The sequence below is a fragment of the Streptomyces sp. CWNU-52B genome (genome assembly GCF_047444975.1).
Classification (GTDB): domain Bacteria; phylum Actinomycetota; class Actinomycetes; order Streptomycetales; family Streptomycetaceae; genus Streptomyces.
Window position 1 is genome coordinate 757,395 of record NZ_JBLFJV010000005.1, and the last position, 18,741, is coordinate 776,135.

Genomic DNA, 18,741 nt, shown 5'->3' on the forward strand with positions numbered 1-18,741 from the left:
ACCACCGGCCCGACGGGCCGGCAGGGGTCAGGGGCGTGCGGAAGGACAGACGGCGGAGGCGGTACGGCAGTAGTCCACATGCCGACGGGTGATCAGCCGCGTACCCGTGAAGGCACCGAGCGGTGCCGCACGACGTACGCGACGCACGTGCATGGGGGCCTCCACCCGTCCGGGACCGATCTCATCAACCTATGTCGTCGGCCCCAGAACATGTCAAGAACGCGAAAGGCGGGCACGAGACGGGCACGAAACGGATGCCGACGGCGGCGGTACGTGGGGCGTCGGTCAGGTCGGTCCCAGGAAGTGGGACAGCTCTTGGTGATGTGCCGTGGCTGCTGTACAAATGGGCCCCATGAATCACGAATCCGCGGTGCGACACCTGGTCATCGACCTGTGCCGATGCCCCGTGTCGTGTTGTTCGCGCTGTTCCTGTTGTTGATTCCGCGTTCCTGACGCGTTCCGCCGCCCGGTGATGTTCCCGGCGGCACCCCTTTCCCCGGTTTCCCCGGCACTTCGGTGCCTTCTCTGAGCTGCCCGGCCCCGCCGGCCTCGACCGCTCATCTTCCGGCGCCCATGGAGGCCCAGTCCCCGTGTCCACGACCCCTTCTCCGGCTGCTCCGGCGCAGACCGACCGCACGCCGTCGCCCGACGAACCGCCCGTGCGACGACGGGCCGGCGGCGCGTCGCGCGTACGCCACATCGCCCTGCCGTTCGGCTCACTCCTGCTGTTCCTCCTCCTGTGGCAACTGCTCGCGGCGAGCGGAACATGGAGCGAGACGCTGGTCCCGGCCCCGGCCAAGGTCTGGAGCGCGTTCATCGACGTGTCCACGACCCACGACGGAGTACGCGGCTACAACGGCACCACGCTCATCGAGCACCTGGGCATCAGCCTGCGGCGTATCGCGCTCGGGGCGGGCATCGGCATCGCCCTCGGGGTGATCTTCGGGCTCGTCATGGGCACCGTCGGCTGGGTCCGTTCACTGTTCGAGCCCTGGATCACCTTCCTGCGGACGCTGCCGCCGCTGGCGTACTTCTCGCTGCTCATCATCTGGCTGGGCATCAACGAGGAACCCAAGATCACACTGCTGGCCGTGGCCGCCTTCCCGCCGGTGGCGGTGTCCACCACGACCGCGGTGACCGCCGTGTCGCAGAGCCTGATCGAGGCGGCCCGCGCACTGGGCGGATCGCGGTGGGACATCGTCAAGGACGTCGTCGTGCCGTCCGCCCTGCCGGAGACGCTGACCGGCATCCGGCTGGCCGTGGGCGTGGCCTACTCCTCCCTCGTCGCCGCCGAGTTGGTCAACGGGCTGCCCGGTATCGGCGGCATGGTCAAGGACGCCGCCAACTACAACAACACCCCTGTGGTGCTCGTCGGCATCATCGCCATCGGGGTCTCCGGACTCGTCATCGACGGACTGCTGCTTCGGCTGGAGCGAGCGGTCGTGCCCTGGAGAGGGCACGTCTAGTTCTCGTCCCGTCCGTCGCCTCTCCCGTCGCCCTCTCCGCTTCTTTCCGCGTCCCCGTTCCTTCCGCGTCCCTGCTTCCTCGCTTCCTCAGAGAAACGGCCACACCATGTCTCGCTCCACTCCCCAAGGCCCGTCCCGACGCCTGCTGCTGGCCGGCGCCCTGGCAGCGGTGTCCGCGGCCGTCACCGGCTGCTCCTCGGACAGCGAGGCGTCCTCGTCCGGCGGTGCCAAGCGGCTGCGCATCGGGTACTTCGCCTTCCCCAGCGGAGACCTGCTCGTGAAGAACAAGAAGCTGCTGGAGAAGGAGCTGCCGGACTACAAGATCACCTGGATCAAGTTCGACTCAGGGGCCAGTGTCAACCAGGCCTTCCTGGGCAAGTCCCTGGACATCGCGGCGCTGGGGTCCAGCCCGTTCGCCCGTGGGATCTCAGGGAGCTCACCGATCCCGTACAAGGTCGCGTTTGTCCTCGACGTGGCGGGCGAGAACGAGGCACTGGTGGCGCGCAAGGACGCCGGCATATCCGACGTCGCGGGGCTCAAGGGGAAGACGATCGCCACTCCCTTCGCCTCGACGTCGCACTACAGCCTGCTCGCGGCGCTGGAGACGGCCGGTCTCAAGACGTCCGACGTCAAACTGGTCGACCTGCAGCCGCAGGCCATCATCGCCGCCTGGCAGCGGGGGGACATCGACGCGGCCTATGTCTGGCTGCCGACGCTGGACGAGCTGCGCAAGACCGGCACGCAGCTCACCAGCAGCAAGGAGATCGGCTCGGCGGGCAAGCCGACCCTTGACCTGGCCGTCGTGTCCGACGAGCTGATAGCCGCGGACCCGAAGGCGATCGACACCTGGCGGAAGGTGGAGGCCCAGGCACTGAGCCTGCTCAAGTCCGACCCCGAAGGCTCGGTCGAGGCTGTCGCCGCCGAGCTCGGCATCAGCGCGGCGGACGCCAAGGCCCAGCTCGCACAAGGGGTGTTCCTCACTCCGGAGGAGGTCGCCTCCGCGGACTGGCTGGGCAGCGACGGCAGTCCGGGCAAACTGCTGACCTACGTCACCGACACCGCTCAGTTCCTGGCCGACCAGAAGCAGATCGACGCCGCGCCGTCCGCGGACGCCGTCCGCAAGGCCTTCTATCTGAAGGGGCTGCCCGATGTCCTCAAGTGAGACGGTGGACAAGGGAGTCGAGGTACGGGACACCGGGCAGCACACCGGATCCGTACGTCTCGACCGTGTCACCCACCAGTACGGGCAGGGCAGCGGGACCGTCACCGCCGTGGGACCGGTCGACCTGACCGTCCCCGCGGGCGAGTTCCTGGTCCTCGTCGGCGCGTCGGGCTGCGGCAAGAGCACGCTGTTGAGGCTGATCGCAGGGTTCGAGCAGCCCACCCACGGCTCGGTCCGGGTCTTCGGCGACGCGCCGAAACCCGGCGACACGGCCGGAGTGGTGTTCCAGACGCCCCGGCTGTTCCCGTGGCGGACGGTGCAGGGCAACATCGACCTGGCGCTGCGGTACGCAGGGGTCGAACGTGCCCAATGGCCCGAGCGGCGGGCGGAGTTGCTGGCCCGGGTAGGTCTCGAAGGAACGGCGAAGCGGCGTATCTGGGAGATATCCGGCGGTCAGCAGCAACGCGTCGCCATCGCCCGTGCCCTCGCGGCGGAGAACCCGCTGTTCCTGCTCGACGAACCGTTCGCGGCGCTGGACGCACTGACCCGGGAGCGGCTCCAGGAGGACGTACGGCAGGTGACCGCCCAGACCAGCCGGACCACGGTGTTCGTCACCCACTCCGCGGACGAGGCGGTGTTCCTCGGCTCCCGCATCGTGGTGCTGACCAAGAGCCCGGGAACCGTCGCCCTGGATCTGCCGATCACCCTGCCACGGGGGGCGGTGGACGCGGACGAGCTGCGTGAGTCCGACGAGTTCACCGAGCTGCGGGCGCGCGTCGCCCACGCGGTCAAGTCGGCGGCGGCAGCCTGACGCCGGTGTCCGTGACCCGCCGGCCGTCCACAGAGGCCGGTCGGCGGGAACGGCTGAGACGTCGTCAAAAAGGTACGGGACCTTGGCGGTTGACGATGTCCGGCGGAGGGCTCGTACCGGTCGCGGAACCCGGGCCCACGCCTCACCCGTACGTCTACACTCTCGCCCCATGATCTCTCTGGACGACCCCCGTTGGCCCGCTCTCGACCACCGAAGCTGGTCCAAGGGCCAGGGCACTTCCGACGCTCCCTTCGTCCCGGACAAGTTGCGGCTGCTGGTGGCCGATCCCACGAACGGCGAGCGCTTCAGCGACCTGTGGCCGTACCTGTGCTCCGAGGGCACCGCCTGGCCGGCCGCCTACGCCGCCGTTCCCCACCTCGTGGCCATCGCGCGCGGTCTCCCCGCGGCCGGGCCGACGCGTGACGACTACCTCTACGTCGTCGGTCTCGTGGCCATCTGCTCCGGCGAACTCGGAGAGGTCCCCGCGGACCTGCCCGAGGACATCGCCGGAGCCTACCGGCAGGCTCTCCCCGAGGCATTGACGCTCCTGGCGGAGACGCTGGCGACGGGAGAGCACGACCAGATCGCGACCCGCTATCTGCTCGCCGCCGTGGCAGCCCTCAAGGGACACCCCGAATACGCCGAGATACTCAACGACCTCGACGTCTACGCGGAATGCCAATCCTGCGGCGAGCCCATGATCGAGCTGCCCGAGTAGCCGGGCAGGGCGGTCCGGACCGGCTGCCCCGGCCACCCGCCCGCGCGGGGTGCCGCCGGAAACCCGGGTGCGCGCGGCCCCGGCCCAGCCGTAGGCTCCGGCTCGACGGGCGGACGAAGCGCCCTGCCGTCGGCGGTCGGCCAGTGGATCGGAGATGAGTCGCGGTATGACCTGTCAGCTGTTCGCGCTCTGTTTCTACGCGAGTCGGCCCCGGAGCCTCGCGCGGTTCTGGTCCGGGCTCCTGGGCTGGGAGTCGGTCGACGACCCGCAGGGCGGCGTCGCGCTCCTGCCCACCGACGACACCGGGTTCCGGATCCGGTTCCTGCCGAGTCAGGACGAGAAGGTAGGCCAGAACCGAGCGCACTTCGATCTGACGAGTACGTCCCTGGAGGACCAGCGGCAGACGGTGTCCAGGGCGCTGGAGCTCGGCGCGCGCCACATCGACATCGGCCAACGTCCGGAAGAGGGCCACGTGGTGCTCGCCGACCCCGAGGGCAACGAACTCTGCGTCGTCGGGCCGGGCAACGAGTTCCTCGCCGACTGCGGATTCATCGGAGCGCTGGCCTGCGACGGTTCGCAGGAGGTCGGTTACTTCTGGAGCGAGACCCTCGGATGGCCGCTGGTCTGGGATCAGGACGAGGAGACCGCGATCCGCTCTCCGCACGGCGGCCCGAAGATCACGTGGGGCGGCCCGCCGTTGATGCCCAGGGTGGGCAGGGACCGGCTGCGTTTCGACATCGCCCCACCTCTCCACGGCGACCGGCAGGCGGAGATCGAGCGGCTGCTCTCGCTCGGGGCGACGCGGAGAACCGACTCGGGCCTGGACGACACCGGCCTGGACGACTCCGGGCAGGTGGCTATGGCGGACCCGGACGGCAACGAGTTCTTCGTCCTGACGCCCCGGTAGCGCGCCGTCCGGGGCAAGGAACTGCCCTCTCCTGTCACCGGGGCGGCAGCATCTCGACAGTGGTGGAGGCCACTGCGCGGTGCCAGTCCCCGCCGTGGCGCAGCATCGCGTGATCACCGCCCGCCACGCCGACGAACGCGGCTCGGGCGCCCGCGGCACGGGCCCGGCGTACGAGCGTCATGGACAAGCGCGGGTCGGTGACGCGGTCGCGGTCTCCGTGCAGCACGACGACGTCCCTGTCCCGCAGTTGGGTCACCGGCTCGTCGGTGGGGCACCAGGGAGCCAGCGCCAGGACCGCGCGGACCTGCGGCGCGCCCGCGGCACGCAGCGCGGCCCGGCCGCCCATCGAGTGGCCGACGAGGACGACCGGGACGTCGGGGGCGATGCGGTCGAGTTCGCCGAGTGCCCGCTGTGCGTCCCGCAGGGAGTCGGCGTCCCTGCCGTTCCATCCCCGCACGCGGTAGCGCACCTCGGCCACGAGGACGTCGTCGTCCCGGACCGCGTGGGCGACGGCCCGTACGAAGGGTTTCATACGTACGGCCGCGAGGTGCCAGGGCCGCGACCGGGCATGGCTGTCGGCCCTGCCGCCGTGCAGGAACAGTACGGCGGCACGGGGCACGCGAGGCATGCGACGCACCACCAGCGCCGGGGCGGGGACGCTGCCCGCCGGTCCGGTGGCAGGCGCCTGCTCGTGCACTGGCATTCATGCTCCTAGTGGGTCGGATGACCCGTCGAAAAACCGGTCAGTAGGTATTCGTCGCCGTCGGGCCGTCGGCTTGGTCGGCCGGACGGGAGGCGTCGGCCGTTCCCGTGGGCGCGCCGACCAATCCACGGGGTGCTCAGGATCGGATTACGTCCGGAGATGCTCCAAGCAGGGAGGACCCCGGTGAGCGAAGTCGTTCATATCGGAAGAGACCGCTCGACGACACCGGATCTGCGGGAGTTGATGGGGCGTGTGGGCCTGGGTGACGAGCAGGCGTTCGCTTCGGTGTACGAGATCATGGTGAGCCCGGTTCTCGGTGTCGTCCGTGCCGTTGTGCGCGACCGGGCCCAGTCGGAGCAAGTGGCCCAAGAGGTGCTGGTGGAAGTCTGGCGCACGGCCCCGCGCCATCGCTCCGACCGCGGCACGGCGATCAACTGGATCCTCGCACTGGCGCACCAGCGGGCGGTCGAGCGTGTGCGCGCGGCGGAGGCCGCAGCCACCGCCCGGGACCACCGGGCGGCTCGGCTGGAGCAGACGCCCGAGCACGACGAGGCGACGGAGCAGGTGGAGACACGGCTGGAGCGGGAGCAGGTGCGGCGGTGCCTGCGCACCCTGACCGACAGCCAGCGCCAGGCCGTCGACCTCGCGTACTACCGAGGACTGACCTGCCGGGAGGTGGCTGAAGCGCTGGCACTTCCACCGAGCACGGTCGAGACCCGGCTGCGGGACGGCCTCATCCGACTGCGCGACGGCCTGGGGGTGACGGCGTGAGCAGCGAGGACCCGCACACATGGACAGGCGCCGACGTCCTGCACGCCTTGTCCGAACGACGAACGACGAACGACGAACGACGAACGACGAACGACGAACACCGAACGACGAACACCGAACGACGAACACCGAACGACGAACACCGAATGCCGAACCAGTCGAGTCGGAACGTGCCTCAGCTGACGGGTTCGCCGGCTGGCCGAGAAGAAGAACCTGGCGATGAGGCTTTGCTGCCCTCGACGTTGGCGACCATCCTGCGCAGCACCTTGAGCGCGGCTACGTACTCTTCGTCGCTGATGCCCTCGTGGACCACACCGCGCAGCTCGGTGACCAGCTCGCGCAGCCGCACCCTGGCAGCCTCCCCGGCATCGGTGAGGTGCAGGCGCTGCCCGGTGTCGATCCTGAGCCAGCCGCGGTGGAACAGCTGGTCGATGACACGAGCGATCTCGTGCGGCCCGTCCGCGAGGGGCGTCAGCTGGATGACGACCTCCTCGCGGCTCGGCGCCGCGGATCCACCGCCGTTCACTCGGTTGAGCACCCAGTACTGCGGCTGCGTGACGTCGATCAGGGCCATGGCGTCACGCAGCTGCCGAGTGACGGCCGCCTGTGTGAGGCCACTCCAGTATCCGATGGGCTGATTGGCCAGCATGTCGTCGGTGGCAGCCGGATCAGCCGGCGCCTGATCGGTGGCGGCGTCAGTCAGGGGTCTCATGTCGGCGACGCTATATCCCCCGCCCGAGGGATGAACAGTCGTACCGGCTGGGGGAGAACAACTGTCCTCGGCCGGGGGAGAGCAACTGTCCGCACAGGGTCTGAGGCGTCCGCTCACCTGGACGGCTCGCTGTCCCTTGCCAGTCGCCACCGCGCTCGGCAGTACCGTGGTCCGCCGAGCCCGAAGGCGGCTCCGACCAGCCGACCTACGCCCTCCCCGCTTCCACCTGCCCGCTGCTGCCCCCCCCCGTCCCGTTCCGTTCAGACCTGACCGGTGACGGTCACCGTGACGTGCGCCGGTGAGGGCTCGGTGGGGAACGCCGTGATCAGGTACTCCTCCACGCTGCTACGGGTGGCGCGGGCGACGTCCAGAGCTCGCGCCTGTCGGAGCGCGACGAGATGTATCTCGACCTGCCAGCGCTCGGTGCCGCCCGGCCGGATCAGCCGGACCCCGGCTGCCCCCGCTGCCGACGCCCGGTCCTTGCCCTGCTGCGGACGGGCCAGGGTCGAGCGCAGCCGGTCGGCCAGGCCCGGCCTGAGAAAGGCCACACCCGGCACGCTCTCCACGGCTCGGGCGATCCCCTCCGTCAGCGAGGGGTGCGCGATGTCGGGGGTCATCGGTTACGACCTTCCTGGCTGTCGTCCGTCGTCTCGATGAGGTCGGCGACGCGGACGTCCACCGCAGCTATGTCCATGCCCAGCTGACGGTCCGCCGCGTCCCGAACCCGGCTGCGCACCTCTTCGGCGAGTTCCGGCAGCGTGCTGTCGAGCGGGGCGTGGATCGTCAGGCGGACCTCGACCGGTCCGACGGCGCTGTCGGAGCCGGAGAGCGGATGGAGGAGGCAGGAACCGGCCCGTACGCCGAAGACGGTCTCCGCCGCCGCACGCAGGGTGCGGGCAGCGACCGCTTCCATGATCCACAGATCCTCGGTGGGTTCGCCCAGGGGCAGCGGGCGGCCGGGACGCAGTTCGAGGCGCACCACGTCCATGACGCGCTGCGTCAGCGTCGTCGCGTCGTACGCGGAGGTGTCCGTGGTCTCGTCCCGCAGGTCACGGACCGCGGACTCCAGCTCGTCGAGACCGTGCAGGGACTGCCGGCAGTGCGGGCAGGTCCGCAGATGCGGGTCGTCGGTCTGCTGCTCCCAGTCGTCCCAGACCTGGGAGAGCAGCCTGCCGCACGGCAGCTGCTCGTCGTCGTCGACGCCGTCCGTGTGCGCGTTGGGCGGGTCGGTGTGAGCGGTCATCGCCAAGCCCCCATTGCTTGTGTCAGGCAGCGTCGTGCACGGAAGACACGGGCGCGAACAGCCTCCTGGCTGATGCCGACCGTGTCCGCGATGAATTCGTAGGACTGACCGTCCAATTCTCGCAGCACCCAGCAGGCGCGCTGCTCGACCGACAGCAGGTCGAGGGCTTCGCGCAGCTCACGCACCGCGTCGCGGGCCTCGGCGATCCGGGCGGGGGAGGCCGAGTACTCGGGCGCTGCCACGTCTCCCACGGCCTCCAGTGGAACCACTGGCTTGCGGGAGCGCAGCACATTCAGGCAGCGATTGGTGACGATCCGGTATATCCAGGTGCCGAAGGACGACCGGTTGTGGAATTCCGGGAGCCGTCGCCAGGCATTGATGAACGCGTCCTGTACGGCGTCCTCCGCCTCCGCCCGGCCACCGAGCAGGCGGGTGGCCAGTCGGATCAGTGCCGGGGCATGGCGCTGTACGAGGACGGCGAACGCGTCCTCGTCCCCTTCCGCGGCCCGTACCGTCAGCAGGGCGTCGTCGATCTCGTCCTGGATGTCCGGTGGTGCGGTCTGTCTGCGGGCGCCCGCCACTGGGCGGCTCCTCTCGTCCGGTTCTGAGGGTTGGACACGTGATGCCGACTTCTGTGACGCGTGATTTCAGGAAGCAGGCCCGGTACGCCGAACGAGCCCGGTGATCCCGGGATACGCGGTGTTCGCCCTCAGAACACTGATGCCATCCGGGCGGAGCTTGAGGGAAGTGAGGGAAGTGAGGAAATGAGGGAGGCGCGGGAGGCGAGAAGGGCAGAGGGGGCGACGAGGTGGTCCCGGAGCCGGCCCCGCCCGGGAGTCGTCCGGAGCCACCCACCCGGAGCGTCTGGCCCACGCGACCTACGTAACCTACGCGACCTCGCGGGACACGCCGTGACGGGCGGTTCACCATGACGAGAGATTCGCACGATGTGACGTTCACACGACGAGAGGACTGCTGCTTCGCCAGCCCTGCTGGATCAGAGTCGCGTGCTCGGCCTTCGGCCTCATCACCTGGCCCACGGCCGAAGCCGCCGTGCGGTGCCATACGGCGGCCCGGCGCAGCATCCACGGCCCGCCGTTCCGTACCACGAGCACGCCCGCCCTCGCACCGGCCGCGCGGGCGCCCGCCACGTAGCCCATCGTGACTTCCTCCGCGACTTTTTCCGTGGTTTCCTCGGCGGTCGGAACGCCGTCTCCGCGCATGATCAGGACGCTCCGGCCGGTCAATGGGGAGACGGGCTCTCCCGCCGGCAGCCAGGGTGCGAGAGCCACGACACCGAGCACCTGAGGATGCGCGGCGGCCCGCAGCGCGGCACGGCCTCCCATCGCGTGCCCCAGCAGCACCACGGGCACATCGCCGGCCAACCGGTTCAGCTCACTGAGCGCACGCAGGACATCGATCGCCGCAGCGCCGTCGTTCCAGCCCCGCTGCCGAAAACGGACCTGCCCCAGCAGCGTCTCGTCCAGCGGGACTGCCGACGCCGCGACTCGCAGGACGGGCCGGATCCGCAACGCCTCCGGCTGCCAGGGCCGCGAAGGGCCATGGCCGACGGCAGGTCCACTGTGCACGGTCAGCACCGCCGCCCGGATCCGCTCGGGTCTGTGCCGTACCCACAGGGCCGGCCCGTCCGGCTGCGGGTCCTGCCCTCGCGCCGGCCCGGTGGCCCTCTTCCCTGGCAGCATGCGGAACCTCCCCGGGGAATCCGTCGCCACCGTCCTGTCGGCTTGCCCGGCACGCCGACCCACCGTGCGAAATACCCGGAGCGCGGGAACATCCCGCATCTTCACACAATCAGACCCCACCTGCTTCCCGTCGCCCATCGCTCATTGCGCGCACGTGGGACGCGGCCCGGCTCGTGGGTCTCGGCAGCGCGTCTCGGCAACTGACCTGAGATTTTCCGGGTATCCGCGTCACAGGCCGAGCCCCGGCGGGTCTATCGGGGTGACAGCAGCTCACTGGTTCCAGGAAGAAGGACACGTCATGACGACTCAGACCGCACCGAGTGCCAAGGACGTATCGGTCGCGCAGGGCAGCAAGACGGCGCAGACGACGACGGCGCTGTCCGGCGGTTCCACCGGGATCGACCAGCCGGCCGCGGACCGTGGCAGGACGTCGATCGCCGATGTCGTGGTGGTGAAGGTGGCCGGTATCGCGGCCCGCGAGATCCCCGGTGTCTACGACATGGGCGGCGGCCTGTCGCGCACGCTGGGCGCCGTGCGCGACCGGGTGCCGGGCGGCCGTCCGAACGTCGGTCGTGGAGTGAAGGTCGAGGTGGGCGAGCGACAGACGGCCATCGATCTCGACCTGGTCGTGGAGTACGGCGTCGCGATCACGGACGTGGCCCGCGACGTACGGGAGAACGTGATCGCGGCGGTGGAGCGCATCACCGGTCTGGACGTCGTGGAGGTCAACGTCACGGTCAACGACGTGCACCTGCCCGAGGAGGACGACGAGTCCTCGGTGACGGACTCCCGCGTGGAGTGAGTGCCCCGTCGCGCACCAGAGGGCTCGCAGCCGGTGAAAGAGGACAGGAAGTAGACGTGACCAGAGCATTCGTCGGGATGATCGTAGGGATGGCGCTGGCCTTCGCCGGTTTCTTCGGAGGCTTCGGGGCGTTCCTGCTCGTGGCCGCACTGGGCGGCCTGGGCTGGGCCGCGGGCCGCTGGTTCGACGGCGGAGGCCGGATCGAGGATCTGCGCGACATGTACGAGCGGAGCCGTCGATGACCACCGCGGCCACCACAGGTGGGCGCGGCACGACAACGGTCTCGGACAAGGCGGTCCGCAAGATCGCCGAGCGGGCGGCCACCGAGGCCGTGCCCGGCGCGGGCACGGGAGCCACGAAAGGCTCGGCCGGCGTGCGCGGTCGCCGGGCGGACGTGAGTGTCGACGTCACCCTGCCCTATCCGACGCAGCTGCCGGAGACGGTCCGCCGACTCCAGGAGCATGTCACCACGCGTACGCACGAGTTGACCGGTCTCGACATCACCAGAGCGCGCATCGGCGTCACAGCCCTGGTCCCGGCACCGGCCGCGGCGCGGACCGTGTCACTGGAGAAGTCTCCCGTGGACACACCCGCGCAGCCGCACTCCCACGGGCGCACGCCGCTGCGGTGGTGGTCCCAACGGCGGCTGCCGGTGCTGCTGCTCACGCTGGCCGCCGCCGTCGCCTGCGGCGCACTTGCGGTCGACCTGATCCTGGTACATGCCGCACACCACCCGGCGGCGGCCTGGCGTACCGACACGCTGCACTGGCTCTCCCGGCACGGCCCCGGTGACACAGTCGTCATGGCCTGCGCAGGCGGGGTCGCCGTCCTCGGCCTGCTGATGATCGTCCTGGCACTCGTGCCAGGTCAGCGCGGACTGCTCACGGTCACCGCGCCCGCTCCACACCTGCGAGCAGCCCTGGACCGCTCGGCGGTCGCCGCCCTCGTAAGAGACTCCGTCGGCGAGACGCGGGGGATCGGCCCGGTGAAGGTCCGGGTGGGACGCCGTCGCGTCACCGTCCGGGCCGGCCTCGCCTTCGGTGACCGCGCCCTCGCGCTCGACGAGGCGCGGCAGGCGGCCCGGCGAGCGCTGGAGGGCTGCAATCTGCGTCGCGTCCCCCGGCTGCGCGTCAAGGTCCGGCCCGAGGCCGCCTGGGATCCGGGGACAGCGGCCGAGGCCGGCGGGGGAGCGGAGCGTCCGCCCACGACCGGTGCCGACGACCCGGCTCTCGAAGGAGCGACCCGCTGATGCAGCGTTCCCGTACGGTCCTCAACCGCACCGCTCTCGCCGTGGTCGGTCTGGTGCTGCTCCTCGGTGGTGCCTGGCTGGCCGTCACCCAGGCGTCCTGGTCCACGAACCTTCCGGCTTGGTGGCCGGATCCCGGCCCGCACAGCGTGCTCGTGGACCGGGACGGACTCGCCGAATTGCGTACGACGGACTGGTGGACGCCTTCCGTCGTGGCGGGCTCGATCGTCGCGACCGTGCTGTTCGCCCTCTGGTGCGTGAGCCAACTGCGCAGTGGGGTACGTTCCTCGGTGCCGCTGCCTGCACCTGGCAGCGGTCTGCACACCCACGCACTGGAGGACGTCGTGACCCAGCACGCGGTCGCGATCGGCGGCATCACCCGCTGCCGCACCCGCGTCCTCAGCCGCCGCAAGCAGCTGCATGTACGCCTGCGCGTCTGGCTCCACCCGGATGTCACCCCGGCGGCGGTCCTGCCGGCCCTCGCCGAACTGGCCACGCAGACGGAGACGTCCCTCACGCCCTACGACGTGCGCACGCGCGTCCACTTCTCCACCCGCTCGCACCGCAGGCCTCATGTCCGCTGAACCACGCCCCGCCGTCACCACCGCCGTCCCGCGCGCCCTGGACCCGCTGGGTCCGGCGTGGCGTGGTCACCGGACCCCCGCGGCCTGGGCAACAGCCCTGCGGCGTACGCCGCTGTCGATGTGGCGGGACGACGTCTCCGACTACGCCGCCGCTCTCACCTACTACGCCATCCTGGCGGTCCTGCCCTCCCTGCTCGTCACGGTCATCGCGTTCAGCCTGATCAGCCCGGACACGGCCGAGGACTTCATCGCCCACGTCACCGCCTACGCCCCGGACCAGTCGGGCACCCAGCTGCACGACGTGCTGACCCGGACCCTGCGTGACGGTTCGGCCGCCTGGACCCTGCTGTGCGCCGGCACCGTGAGCGCTCTGTGGTCCGCCTCCAGCTATCTCGCCGTGTTCCGCCGGGCCCTGCACCGCATGCACCACGTGGCCGACCGCCGCTCGCCCTGGCACAAGGCCCACCGCATCGTGCTCACCGCCCTCGCCCTGCTGGGGCTGCTCCTGGTCAGCGCGCTCGTCCTGCTGATGACCGGGCCGCTGGCCGAGACCACCGGTCGGTTCCTCGGTGTCGACGCGATGGCCGCCTGGGCCTGGAATCTGCTGCGCTGGCCGGTCCTGCTGTGCCTGGTGGCCCTGCTGGTCATCATCGTCTTCCACACCGGACCCGTCTCGGCCCGCCGCCGGAGACACAGCTTTCCCGGCGGGATCCTCGCGGCCGGAATGTGGCTGACCGTCTCCGGAGGCTTCGCGCTCTACACCTCCGTGCTCGGTGCCTACAGCAAGTTGTACGGATCCCTCGCGGGCGTGGTGGTCTTCCTCATCTGGCTGTGGCTGTCCAACCTCGCCCTGCTGGCCGGAGCGCAGTTCACGGCCGAGCTGAGCGAGCTGGGCGAGAAGGAGGCAGCGGCTGATTCCCTGGCAGGGAGCTCCGCCGAAGCGTTGTGAACGCCGTGAAGTGAGCGTTCTGTGAAGTGAGCCGCCCGTCGTGATCCGCCGCGAACCCTCCTCGTGGGAGCGGGCGGGCGGAATCGACCGCAGGGCGTGGTCGACGGTGGCGGACCGAGCCTCGCGGTGGCAGAGGACCAGGAATCTGGGGTACCCCTGCCAGGCGGTTACGGCGGCGCGATCATCGTGCCGACGCCGATCAATCGACCGCCGGATGCCGGATGCCGGATGCCGGACGCGGGACGCGCGTGCTGAGCGGGCGAGTCGGTGGCCGTCGCGGCGATACTTAGCCCTTGCGCTAACCATAGTCTCCGGAAATACTTAGCCCCATGGCACAGTATTCGGTGCAACTGGACGGCGTGTTCGTCGCTCTCGCCGACCCGACCCGGCGCGCCGTCGTCCGACGGCTCGGTCGCGGGCCCACGAGCGTCGGCGAGCTCGCTCGCGACTTCCCCATGACGCTGCCCTCGTTCATGAAGCACGTGCGCACGCTCGAAACGAGCGGTCTCATCCGCACGGTCAAGTCCGGCCGGGTGCGCACCTGCGTCCTCAACCGAGAGCGGCTCGCCGTCGTCGACGACTGGCTCGCGGAGCAGCGCCGGATATGGGAGGAGCGCACCGACCGCCTCGAACAGTTCGTCACCGATCCGGAGGAGAACAGACAGTGAATCCCGACCTCGACCTCGCCCTGGAGCGGATCATCCGCGCCCCGCGCGCGACCGTGTGGAGCGCCTGGACCGACCCGTCCCGGCTGGAGCAGTGGTGGGTCCCGGCCCCGTCCCGCTGCCGGGTGGACCGCCTGGAACTGCGACCCGGCGGGGCGTTCGTCACGCGGCTCAGCGACGACGGGGCCGAGTTCGTCCCCCACCTGGACGCATGCTTCCTCGCCGTCGACGAACTCCAGCGGATCGTGTTCACCAACGCCATCGACAGCACATGGCGCCCCATGCGCCCCGCCCCGGTCTCGATGACCGCCACGATCATGCTGCACGACCACCCGGACGGTACGGACTACCGGATGGTCGTCCGGCACGGCGACCCCGAGTCCCGCGCCCAGCACGAGAAGCTCGGCTTCGCCGACGGCTGGGGTACCGTCGCCGGTCAGCTGGCCGAGTTCGCCGAGAGGACGGCCCGGCGATGAAGATCACACTCACCGAGTTCGTCACGCTCGACGGGGTCTGTCAGGGACCCGGTTCGGCGGACGAGGACACCAGTGACGGGTTCAGCCGTGGCGGCTGGCTCGTGCCCCATATCGACGCGGTGTTCGTCCAGCGCACCTCCGACTGGCTCGACCTGGCGGACGGGCTGCTGCTGGGCCGGCGCACCTACGAGGCGTTCGCGCGCGACTGGCCGAAGATCACCGACCCGGCGGATCCGTTCACCGAGCGGATGAACGCGCTGCCGAAGTACGTCGTGTCGAACACCCTCACCGCAGGGACCTGGCACCCCACGACAGTCCTCGACGGCGACCCGGTGGAGACAGTCGCGGAGCTCAAGGCGCGGCCGGGACGGGAACTGCAGATCCATGGCAGTGCCCGCCTCGGAGAAGCGCTCCTCCTGGCGGGCCTGGTCGACACGGTCCGCCTCGTGGTCGCACCCACCGTGCTCCGTACCGGCCGCCGCCTCCTGGCCGGCCAGGGCATCCCTTCCGGTCTGCGACTGCTCCACCACGAGGCGACCCCGAACGGCCTGCTGATCCTCGAATACGAGACAACGGGAGAAGCAGCGGTGGGTGAGTACCAGGGCGTCACCGACTTCGTGTAGGAGCCCAGGCCCTGGAGCGCCGCTCCCGCAGACCGTGCCACCGCCGGGTGCACGGTCACCGTGCGGTCCTTGCTTGAGTGCGGCCTGTCTCGGTGCGGCCTACTTCAGCGGCGCCGCGAACAGCGGTACCACGTGCTTCAGTGCGTAGCCGACCGACAGGACGGAGTCCGTCGCGAAGGCCTGGCTGATGTCGAGGTCGTCGAAGACGACGGAGTGCCCCGCCTTCACGGACGGCACGGCCCGGAAGAGGGGATCGGAGCTGATCTTCTCGGCGGTCACACCGATGGGCGCCATGACGGTGAGATCCGCGTCGAGGAGCCGAAGGTTCTCCTCCGAGACGGGCACGGAGAACGCGGACCCGGCCTTGGCCTCGATGGCGGGGTTGTTGCGGAATCCGAGCCGCTCGACGAAGTCGACCCGGCCCGTGCCGTGGACGTACGCGCCCCAGGCGGAGGCGGTCCGCGAGCCGAGCGTGATGGTCTTGTCCTTGAACTCGGGGTGGGCCTCGGCCGCGTCGGTGAACTTCTGCCCGGTCTCGGCGATCAGCTTCTTGCCGTCGTCGGAGCGGCCCAGGGCCTGGGCGACCATGGTGGTCTGCTTCTCCCAGGAGATCTTGTACTGGTCGCCGCCCTTCGGTACCCCGACCGTCGGCGCGATCTTGCTCAGGGTGTCGTAACGCGTCTGGTCGCCGCTGGACTTGGTGTCCAGGATCAGGTCGGGCTGCAGAGCCGCGATCTTCTCGTATTCGGGTTCCAGCGTGCCGATCTTCTGCGGGCTCTTGTCGTAGAGGCCCTTGGCCCAGGGCCCGACGCCGTCACCGCCGAAGGCGAGCCAGTCGCTGGCCCCGACCGGCTGCACCCCGAGCGCGAGCGCGGTCTCCGCGTCCCCCCACCCGAGCGCCACCACCCGCCGGGGCGCCGCGTCCACGGTGACCGTCCCGAACTTGGTGGCGACCTTCGCGGGGAACGAGCCGTCGGACTGCTGGGCGACGCCCTCCTGCGTACCGGACTCGTCGGACGACGATCCGCAGGCGGCGAGCGCGCCCATCAGCGTGAGCGCGAGGGCACTCGTCAGCAGGCGCAGGCGGCCCGGACGGCGTCGGGAGCCGGAGCCGCTGGCGGAGGCGGCGGGGAGAGGGGGCATGGTGGGTGCTCTTTTCGGGAGGTTCACTGGAGTACTCGACAGGGGGGAGCGGAGGGGCGGGAACGCACGGGGCGGGACAGGGGGTTCAGGAGGACCTGGCGAGCGGCACGTCGCCGGACGGGCGGGCCGTGATGTGGTGCCGCCCCATCGGAACGATCAGGGGCGTGGCCGACGCGGGATCCGGTACGACCGTGCTGCGCAGACCGAACACCTTGTGCACCAGGGCCTCGGTGACGACCTCGGACGGGGTGCCCTCGGCGACGATGCCGCCGTCCTTCATCGCGATGAGGTGGTCGGCGTACCGGCACGCGAGGTTGAGGTCGTGCAGGACCACGGCGAGGGTGACCCCGCGCTCCCGGTTGAGGTCGGTCAGCAGGTCCAGGACGTCCAGCTGGTGGCTGATGTCGAGGTAGGTGGTGGGCTCGTCGAGCAGCAGGATGTCGGTCTCCTGGGCCAGCGCCATGGCGATCCAGACGCGCTGGCGCTGCCCGCCGGAGAGTTCGTCCAGGGGCCGGTCGGCGAGGTCGAGGACGTCGGTGGCGAGCATGGCCGCGGCGACGGCCTCGGTGTCGGACGCCGTCCAGCGCCGGAACCAGCCCTGGTGCGGGTAACGGCCGCGGCCGACCAGATCGGCGACGGTGATGGCCTCCGGCGCCACCGGCGACTGCGGCAGCACGCCCAGGGTCGCGGCCACCTGACGGGTGGGCAGCTCCTGGATGCTGCGCCCGTCGAGGAGAACGGCTCCCGCGGACGGCACGAGCAGCCGGGCCATCGAGCGCAGCAGCGTGGACTTGCCGCAGGCGTTGGGTCCGACGACACAGGTGATCCGGCCGGGAGGCAGATCGACGTCGAGCCCGGAGATGATCTCGCGCTCTCCGTATCCGAGGCCGAGGTTCCGGGCCTGGAGGGTGTGCTGGGAGGTCACCGCAGTCTCCTTGAGGGTGCCGAGCGGTTCACGGGCCTGGCCGGAACGTCCGTCCGGGGGTCGGGTCATGGTCAGCCGCCCCTGCCCACCCGGTTGGCGCGCGCGAGCAGCCACAGCAGGTACGGCGCGCCGACGAGGCTGGTCACGATCCCCACCGGCAACTGCGTACCGGGGATGAGGTGCTGGGCCGCGTAGTCGGCGAGCAGGACCAGGGCGGCTCCGGTCAGCGCGGAGGGCACCAGGGCCGCCCCCTGTCCGGGCAGCAGCCGCCGGGCGATGGGCGGCGACACGAAGGCGACGAACCCGACGGGCCCGGCGGCGGCCGTCGCCAGACCAGCGAGCGCCGTCGCGCAGGCCAGCATGGCCAGCCGGCTGTGCTCGACACGCGCTCCCAGACCGCCCGCCACCTCGTCGCCCAGTTGCAGCGCGGGCAGGGCCCGTGCCGCTGCCAGGGCCGGCGGCACGAACAGCACCGCGCCGCCGAGCAGGGGCCACAGGTGCGTCCAGGAACGGCCGTTGAGACTGCCCGTCAGCCAGAGGAAGAGCCCCTGGGCCTCGGTGACGTCCGAGCGCGTCATGACGTACGAGACGACGCTCGACAGGCCCGTGCCGATGCCGATGCCGACGAGGACCAGGCGGTAGCCGGAGATGCCCTTGCGCCACGCCAGCAGATACACGGCGGCCCCGGTCAGCAGCGCACCCAGCAGGGCGAAGGCCGACAGGGCGATCCCGCTCAGGCCGAGGACCAGGCTCGCGAGAACACCGGCCGCGCTGGCCCCCGCGCTGACGCCGATGACATCGGGACTGGCCAGCGGGTTGCGCAGCAGGGCTTGGAACACGGCCCCCGAGAGGCCGAAGCAGAGGCCGATCAGGAGCGCCAGCAGGGCTCGCGGGAGGCGCAGTTCGAGGACGACGAACCGGGTCCCGGCGTCACCGCCGCCGGTCAGGGTGGCGAGGACGTCGACGAGCGGGACGGTGAAGTCGCCGGTGGCGAGGGACAGGGCGAGCGCCGCCAGGACGACGGCCAGCAGGACACAGCTCACGACGGCCCGGCGCGCCGGCCCACGGCGTCTGACGCGGACGAGCCGGGCGACGGCCTCGCGCGACACGGCGGGAGAGGGTCGGCCGTGTG

23 protein-coding genes are annotated in these 18,741 nt (G+C 70.6%); 14 read left to right on the forward strand and 9 right to left on the reverse strand.

Features of this window, described 5'->3' with window-relative positions; all coding sequences use genetic code 11:
• Positions 1-659: 659 nt before the first annotated feature.
• The 5 genes from ACLVWQ_RS06245 to ACLVWQ_RS06265 all read left to right on the forward strand — a co-directional run bounded on the left by ACLVWQ_RS06245 (position 660) and on the right by ACLVWQ_RS06265 (position 5,064).
• The gene (locus tag ACLVWQ_RS06245; protein ID WP_414107413.1) at positions 660-1,466 is read left to right on the forward strand and encodes an ABC transporter permease; all 807 of its coding nucleotides are present in this window, start codon (positions 660-662) and stop codon (positions 1,464-1,466) included.
• Between the two features lie 106 nt (positions 1,467-1,572).
• Positions 1,573-2,628 (forward strand): ABC transporter substrate-binding protein, encoded by a 1,056-nt coding sequence (locus ACLVWQ_RS06250; protein ID WP_414107146.1) that lies wholly within the window; start codon positions 1,573-1,575, stop codon positions 2,626-2,628.
• Complete coding sequence (locus ACLVWQ_RS06255; protein WP_414107147.1) at positions 2,615-3,439, forward strand: ABC transporter ATP-binding protein; 825 nt, start codon at positions 2,615-2,617, stop codon at positions 3,437-3,439. The genes ACLVWQ_RS06250 and ACLVWQ_RS06255 overlap by 14 nt, the downstream gene beginning before the upstream one ends.
• Positions 3,440-3,608: 169 nt before the next feature.
• Positions 3,609-4,157 carry a hypothetical protein gene (locus tag ACLVWQ_RS06260; protein ID WP_414107148.1) on the forward strand — a complete coding sequence of 183 codons (549 nt, stop codon included), beginning with the start codon at positions 3,609-3,611 and terminating at the stop codon, positions 4,155-4,157.
• A gap of 166 nt (positions 4,158-4,323) precedes the next feature.
• The gene (locus tag ACLVWQ_RS06265; protein WP_414107149.1) at positions 4,324-5,064 is read left to right on the forward strand and encodes a VOC family protein; all 741 of its coding nucleotides are present in this window, start codon (positions 4,324-4,326) and stop codon (positions 5,062-5,064) included.
• Positions 5,065-5,098: 34 nt separating this feature from the next.
• Here ACLVWQ_RS06265 and ACLVWQ_RS06270 read toward each other — a convergent pair whose 3' ends face one another.
• The gene (locus ACLVWQ_RS06270; RefSeq protein ID WP_414107150.1) at positions 5,099-5,767 is read right to left on the reverse strand and encodes an alpha/beta fold hydrolase; all 669 of its coding nucleotides are present in this window, start codon (positions 5,765-5,767) and stop codon (positions 5,099-5,101) included.
• Positions 5,768-5,950: 183 nt separating this feature from the next.
• Here ACLVWQ_RS06270 and sigK point away from each other — a divergent pair, with 183 nt between their 5' ends.
• Positions 5,951-6,538, forward strand: a complete 588-nt coding sequence (gene sigK, locus ACLVWQ_RS06275; RefSeq protein WP_414107151.1) for an ECF RNA polymerase sigma factor SigK — start codon at positions 5,951-5,953, stop codon at positions 6,536-6,538.
• A gap of 175 nt (positions 6,539-6,713) precedes the next feature.
• Here sigK and ACLVWQ_RS06280 read toward each other — a convergent pair whose 3' ends face one another.
• From ACLVWQ_RS06280 to ACLVWQ_RS06300, 5 genes are all read right to left on the reverse strand, one after another.
• Positions 6,714-7,250, reverse strand: a complete 537-nt coding sequence (locus tag ACLVWQ_RS06280; protein ID WP_414107152.1) for a MarR family winged helix-turn-helix transcriptional regulator — start codon at positions 7,248-7,250, stop codon at positions 6,714-6,716.
• Positions 7,251-7,510: 260 nt separating this feature from the next.
• Positions 7,511-7,867, reverse strand: a complete 357-nt coding sequence (locus ACLVWQ_RS06285; protein ID WP_414107153.1) for a hypothetical protein — start codon at positions 7,865-7,867, stop codon at positions 7,511-7,513.
• Positions 7,864-8,493, reverse strand: a complete 630-nt coding sequence (locus ACLVWQ_RS06290; RefSeq protein WP_414107154.1) for an Asp23/Gls24 family envelope stress response protein — start codon at positions 8,491-8,493, stop codon at positions 7,864-7,866. Before ACLVWQ_RS06290 ends, ACLVWQ_RS06285 begins: the two co-directional genes overlap by 4 nt.
• Complete coding sequence (locus tag ACLVWQ_RS06295) at positions 8,490-9,074, reverse strand: RNA polymerase sigma factor (RefSeq protein ID WP_414107155.1); 585 nt, start codon at positions 9,072-9,074, stop codon at positions 8,490-8,492. Before ACLVWQ_RS06295 ends, ACLVWQ_RS06290 begins: the two co-directional genes overlap by 4 nt.
• Positions 9,075-9,449: 375 nt before the next feature.
• A complete protein-coding gene (locus ACLVWQ_RS06300) occupies positions 9,450-10,196 on the reverse strand; it encodes an alpha/beta hydrolase (protein ID WP_414107156.1) in 747 nt (248 codons plus the stop codon).
• Between the two features lie 298 nt (positions 10,197-10,494).
• On the opposite strand from ACLVWQ_RS06300, the gene ACLVWQ_RS06305 reads away from it, so the two are divergent.
• The 8 genes from ACLVWQ_RS06305 to ACLVWQ_RS06340 all read left to right on the forward strand — a co-directional run bounded on the left by ACLVWQ_RS06305 (position 10,495) and on the right by ACLVWQ_RS06340 (position 15,541).
• Positions 10,495-10,998 carry an Asp23/Gls24 family envelope stress response protein gene (locus tag ACLVWQ_RS06305; RefSeq protein WP_414107157.1) on the forward strand — a complete coding sequence of 168 codons (504 nt, stop codon included), beginning with the start codon at positions 10,495-10,497 and terminating at the stop codon, positions 10,996-10,998.
• Between the two features lie 56 nt (positions 10,999-11,054).
• The gene (locus ACLVWQ_RS06310; protein ID WP_414107421.1) at positions 11,055-11,240 is read left to right on the forward strand and encodes a hypothetical protein; all 186 of its coding nucleotides are present in this window, start codon (positions 11,055-11,057) and stop codon (positions 11,238-11,240) included.
• Positions 11,237-12,247, forward strand: a complete 1,011-nt coding sequence (locus tag ACLVWQ_RS06315; protein ID WP_414107158.1) for a DUF6286 domain-containing Asp23/Gls24 family envelope stress response protein — start codon at positions 11,237-11,239, stop codon at positions 12,245-12,247. The genes ACLVWQ_RS06310 and ACLVWQ_RS06315 overlap by 4 nt, the downstream gene beginning before the upstream one ends.
• The gene (locus ACLVWQ_RS06320) at positions 12,247-12,828 is read left to right on the forward strand and encodes a hypothetical protein (RefSeq protein WP_414107159.1); all 582 of its coding nucleotides are present in this window, start codon (positions 12,247-12,249) and stop codon (positions 12,826-12,828) included. The genes ACLVWQ_RS06315 and ACLVWQ_RS06320 overlap by 1 nt, the downstream gene beginning before the upstream one ends.
• 118 nt (positions 12,829-12,946) lie before the next feature.
• Positions 12,947-13,777, forward strand: coding sequence for a YihY/virulence factor BrkB family protein (locus ACLVWQ_RS06325; RefSeq protein WP_414107414.1), 831 nt, complete (start codon positions 12,947-12,949; stop codon positions 13,775-13,777).
• Positions 13,778-14,106: 329 nt separating this feature from the next.
• Positions 14,107-14,445: an ArsR/SmtB family transcription factor gene (locus ACLVWQ_RS06330; RefSeq protein ID WP_414107160.1), complete on the forward strand. Its 339-nt coding sequence runs from the start codon at positions 14,107-14,109 to the stop codon at positions 14,443-14,445.
• Positions 14,442-14,918 carry an SRPBCC domain-containing protein gene (locus ACLVWQ_RS06335; RefSeq protein ID WP_414107161.1) on the forward strand — a complete coding sequence of 159 codons (477 nt, stop codon included), beginning with the start codon at positions 14,442-14,444 and terminating at the stop codon, positions 14,916-14,918. Before ACLVWQ_RS06330 ends, ACLVWQ_RS06335 begins: the two co-directional genes overlap by 4 nt.
• Positions 14,915-15,541, forward strand: coding sequence for a dihydrofolate reductase family protein (locus ACLVWQ_RS06340; RefSeq protein WP_414107162.1), 627 nt, complete (start codon positions 14,915-14,917; stop codon positions 15,539-15,541). The genes ACLVWQ_RS06335 and ACLVWQ_RS06340 overlap by 4 nt, the downstream gene beginning before the upstream one ends.
• Positions 15,542-15,640: 99 nt before the next feature.
• On the opposite strand, the gene ACLVWQ_RS06345 is transcribed toward ACLVWQ_RS06340, so the two are convergent.
• The 3 genes from ACLVWQ_RS06345 to ACLVWQ_RS06355 form a co-directional block, all read right to left on the reverse strand.
• Positions 15,641-16,684 (reverse strand): iron-siderophore ABC transporter substrate-binding protein, encoded by a 1,044-nt coding sequence (locus ACLVWQ_RS06345; RefSeq protein WP_414107163.1) that lies wholly within the window; start codon positions 16,682-16,684, stop codon positions 15,641-15,643.
• A gap of 85 nt (positions 16,685-16,769) precedes the next feature.
• Positions 16,770-17,609 (reverse strand): ABC transporter ATP-binding protein, encoded by an 840-nt coding sequence (locus ACLVWQ_RS06350; protein ID WP_414107415.1) that lies wholly within the window; start codon positions 17,607-17,609, stop codon positions 16,770-16,772.
• A gap of 71 nt (positions 17,610-17,680) precedes the next feature.
• Complete coding sequence (locus tag ACLVWQ_RS06355; protein WP_414107164.1) at positions 17,681-18,718, reverse strand: FecCD family ABC transporter permease; 1,038 nt, start codon at positions 18,716-18,718, stop codon at positions 17,681-17,683.
• Positions 18,719-18,741: the final 23 nt, after the last annotated feature.

Excerpts from the sequence above, each read along its gene's own strand:
- ACLVWQ_RS06260 (WP_414107148.1), top strand. The coding sequence starts at position 3,609 with ATGATCTCTCTGGACGACCCCCGTTGGCCCGCTCTCGACCACCGAAGC.
- ACLVWQ_RS06285 (WP_414107153.1), bottom strand. The coding sequence starts at position 7,867 with ATGACCCCCGACATCGCGCACCCCTCGCTGACGGAGGGGATCGCCCGA.
- ACLVWQ_RS06265 (WP_414107149.1), top strand. The coding sequence starts at position 4,324 with ATGACCTGTCAGCTGTTCGCGCTCTGTTTCTACGCGAGTCGGCCCCGG.
- ACLVWQ_RS06255 (WP_414107147.1), top strand. The coding sequence starts at position 2,615 with ATGTCCTCAAGTGAGACGGTGGACAAGGGAGTCGAGGTACGGGACACC.
- ACLVWQ_RS06290 (WP_414107154.1), bottom strand. The coding sequence starts at position 8,493 with ATGACCGCTCACACCGACCCGCCCAACGCGCACACGGACGGCGTCGAC.
- ACLVWQ_RS06345 (WP_414107163.1), bottom strand. The coding sequence starts at position 16,684 with ATGCCCCCTCTCCCCGCCGCCTCCGCCAGCGGCTCCGGCTCCCGACGC.
- ACLVWQ_RS06315 (WP_414107158.1), top strand. The coding sequence starts at position 11,237 with ATGACCACCGCGGCCACCACAGGTGGGCGCGGCACGACAACGGTCTCG.
- ACLVWQ_RS06270 (WP_414107150.1), bottom strand. The coding sequence starts at position 5,767 with ATGCCAGTGCACGAGCAGGCGCCTGCCACCGGACCGGCGGGCAGCGTC.
- ACLVWQ_RS06300 (WP_414107156.1), bottom strand. The coding sequence starts at position 10,196 with ATGCTGCCAGGGAAGAGGGCCACCGGGCCGGCGCGAGGGCAGGACCCG.
- ACLVWQ_RS06330 (WP_414107160.1), top strand. The coding sequence starts at position 14,107 with ATGGCACAGTATTCGGTGCAACTGGACGGCGTGTTCGTCGCTCTCGCC.
- ACLVWQ_RS06250 (WP_414107146.1), top strand. The coding sequence starts at position 1,573 with ATGTCTCGCTCCACTCCCCAAGGCCCGTCCCGACGCCTGCTGCTGGCC.
- ACLVWQ_RS06320 (WP_414107159.1), top strand. The coding sequence starts at position 12,247 with ATGCAGCGTTCCCGTACGGTCCTCAACCGCACCGCTCTCGCCGTGGTC.
- ACLVWQ_RS06280 (WP_414107152.1), bottom strand. The coding sequence starts at position 7,250 with ATGAGACCCCTGACTGACGCCGCCACCGATCAGGCGCCGGCTGATCCG.
- ACLVWQ_RS06305 (WP_414107157.1), top strand. The coding sequence starts at position 10,495 with ATGACGACTCAGACCGCACCGAGTGCCAAGGACGTATCGGTCGCGCAG.
- ACLVWQ_RS06325 (WP_414107414.1), top strand. The coding sequence starts at position 12,947 with ATGTGGCGGGACGACGTCTCCGACTACGCCGCCGCTCTCACCTACTAC.
- ACLVWQ_RS06340 (WP_414107162.1), top strand. The coding sequence starts at position 14,915 with ATGAAGATCACACTCACCGAGTTCGTCACGCTCGACGGGGTCTGTCAG.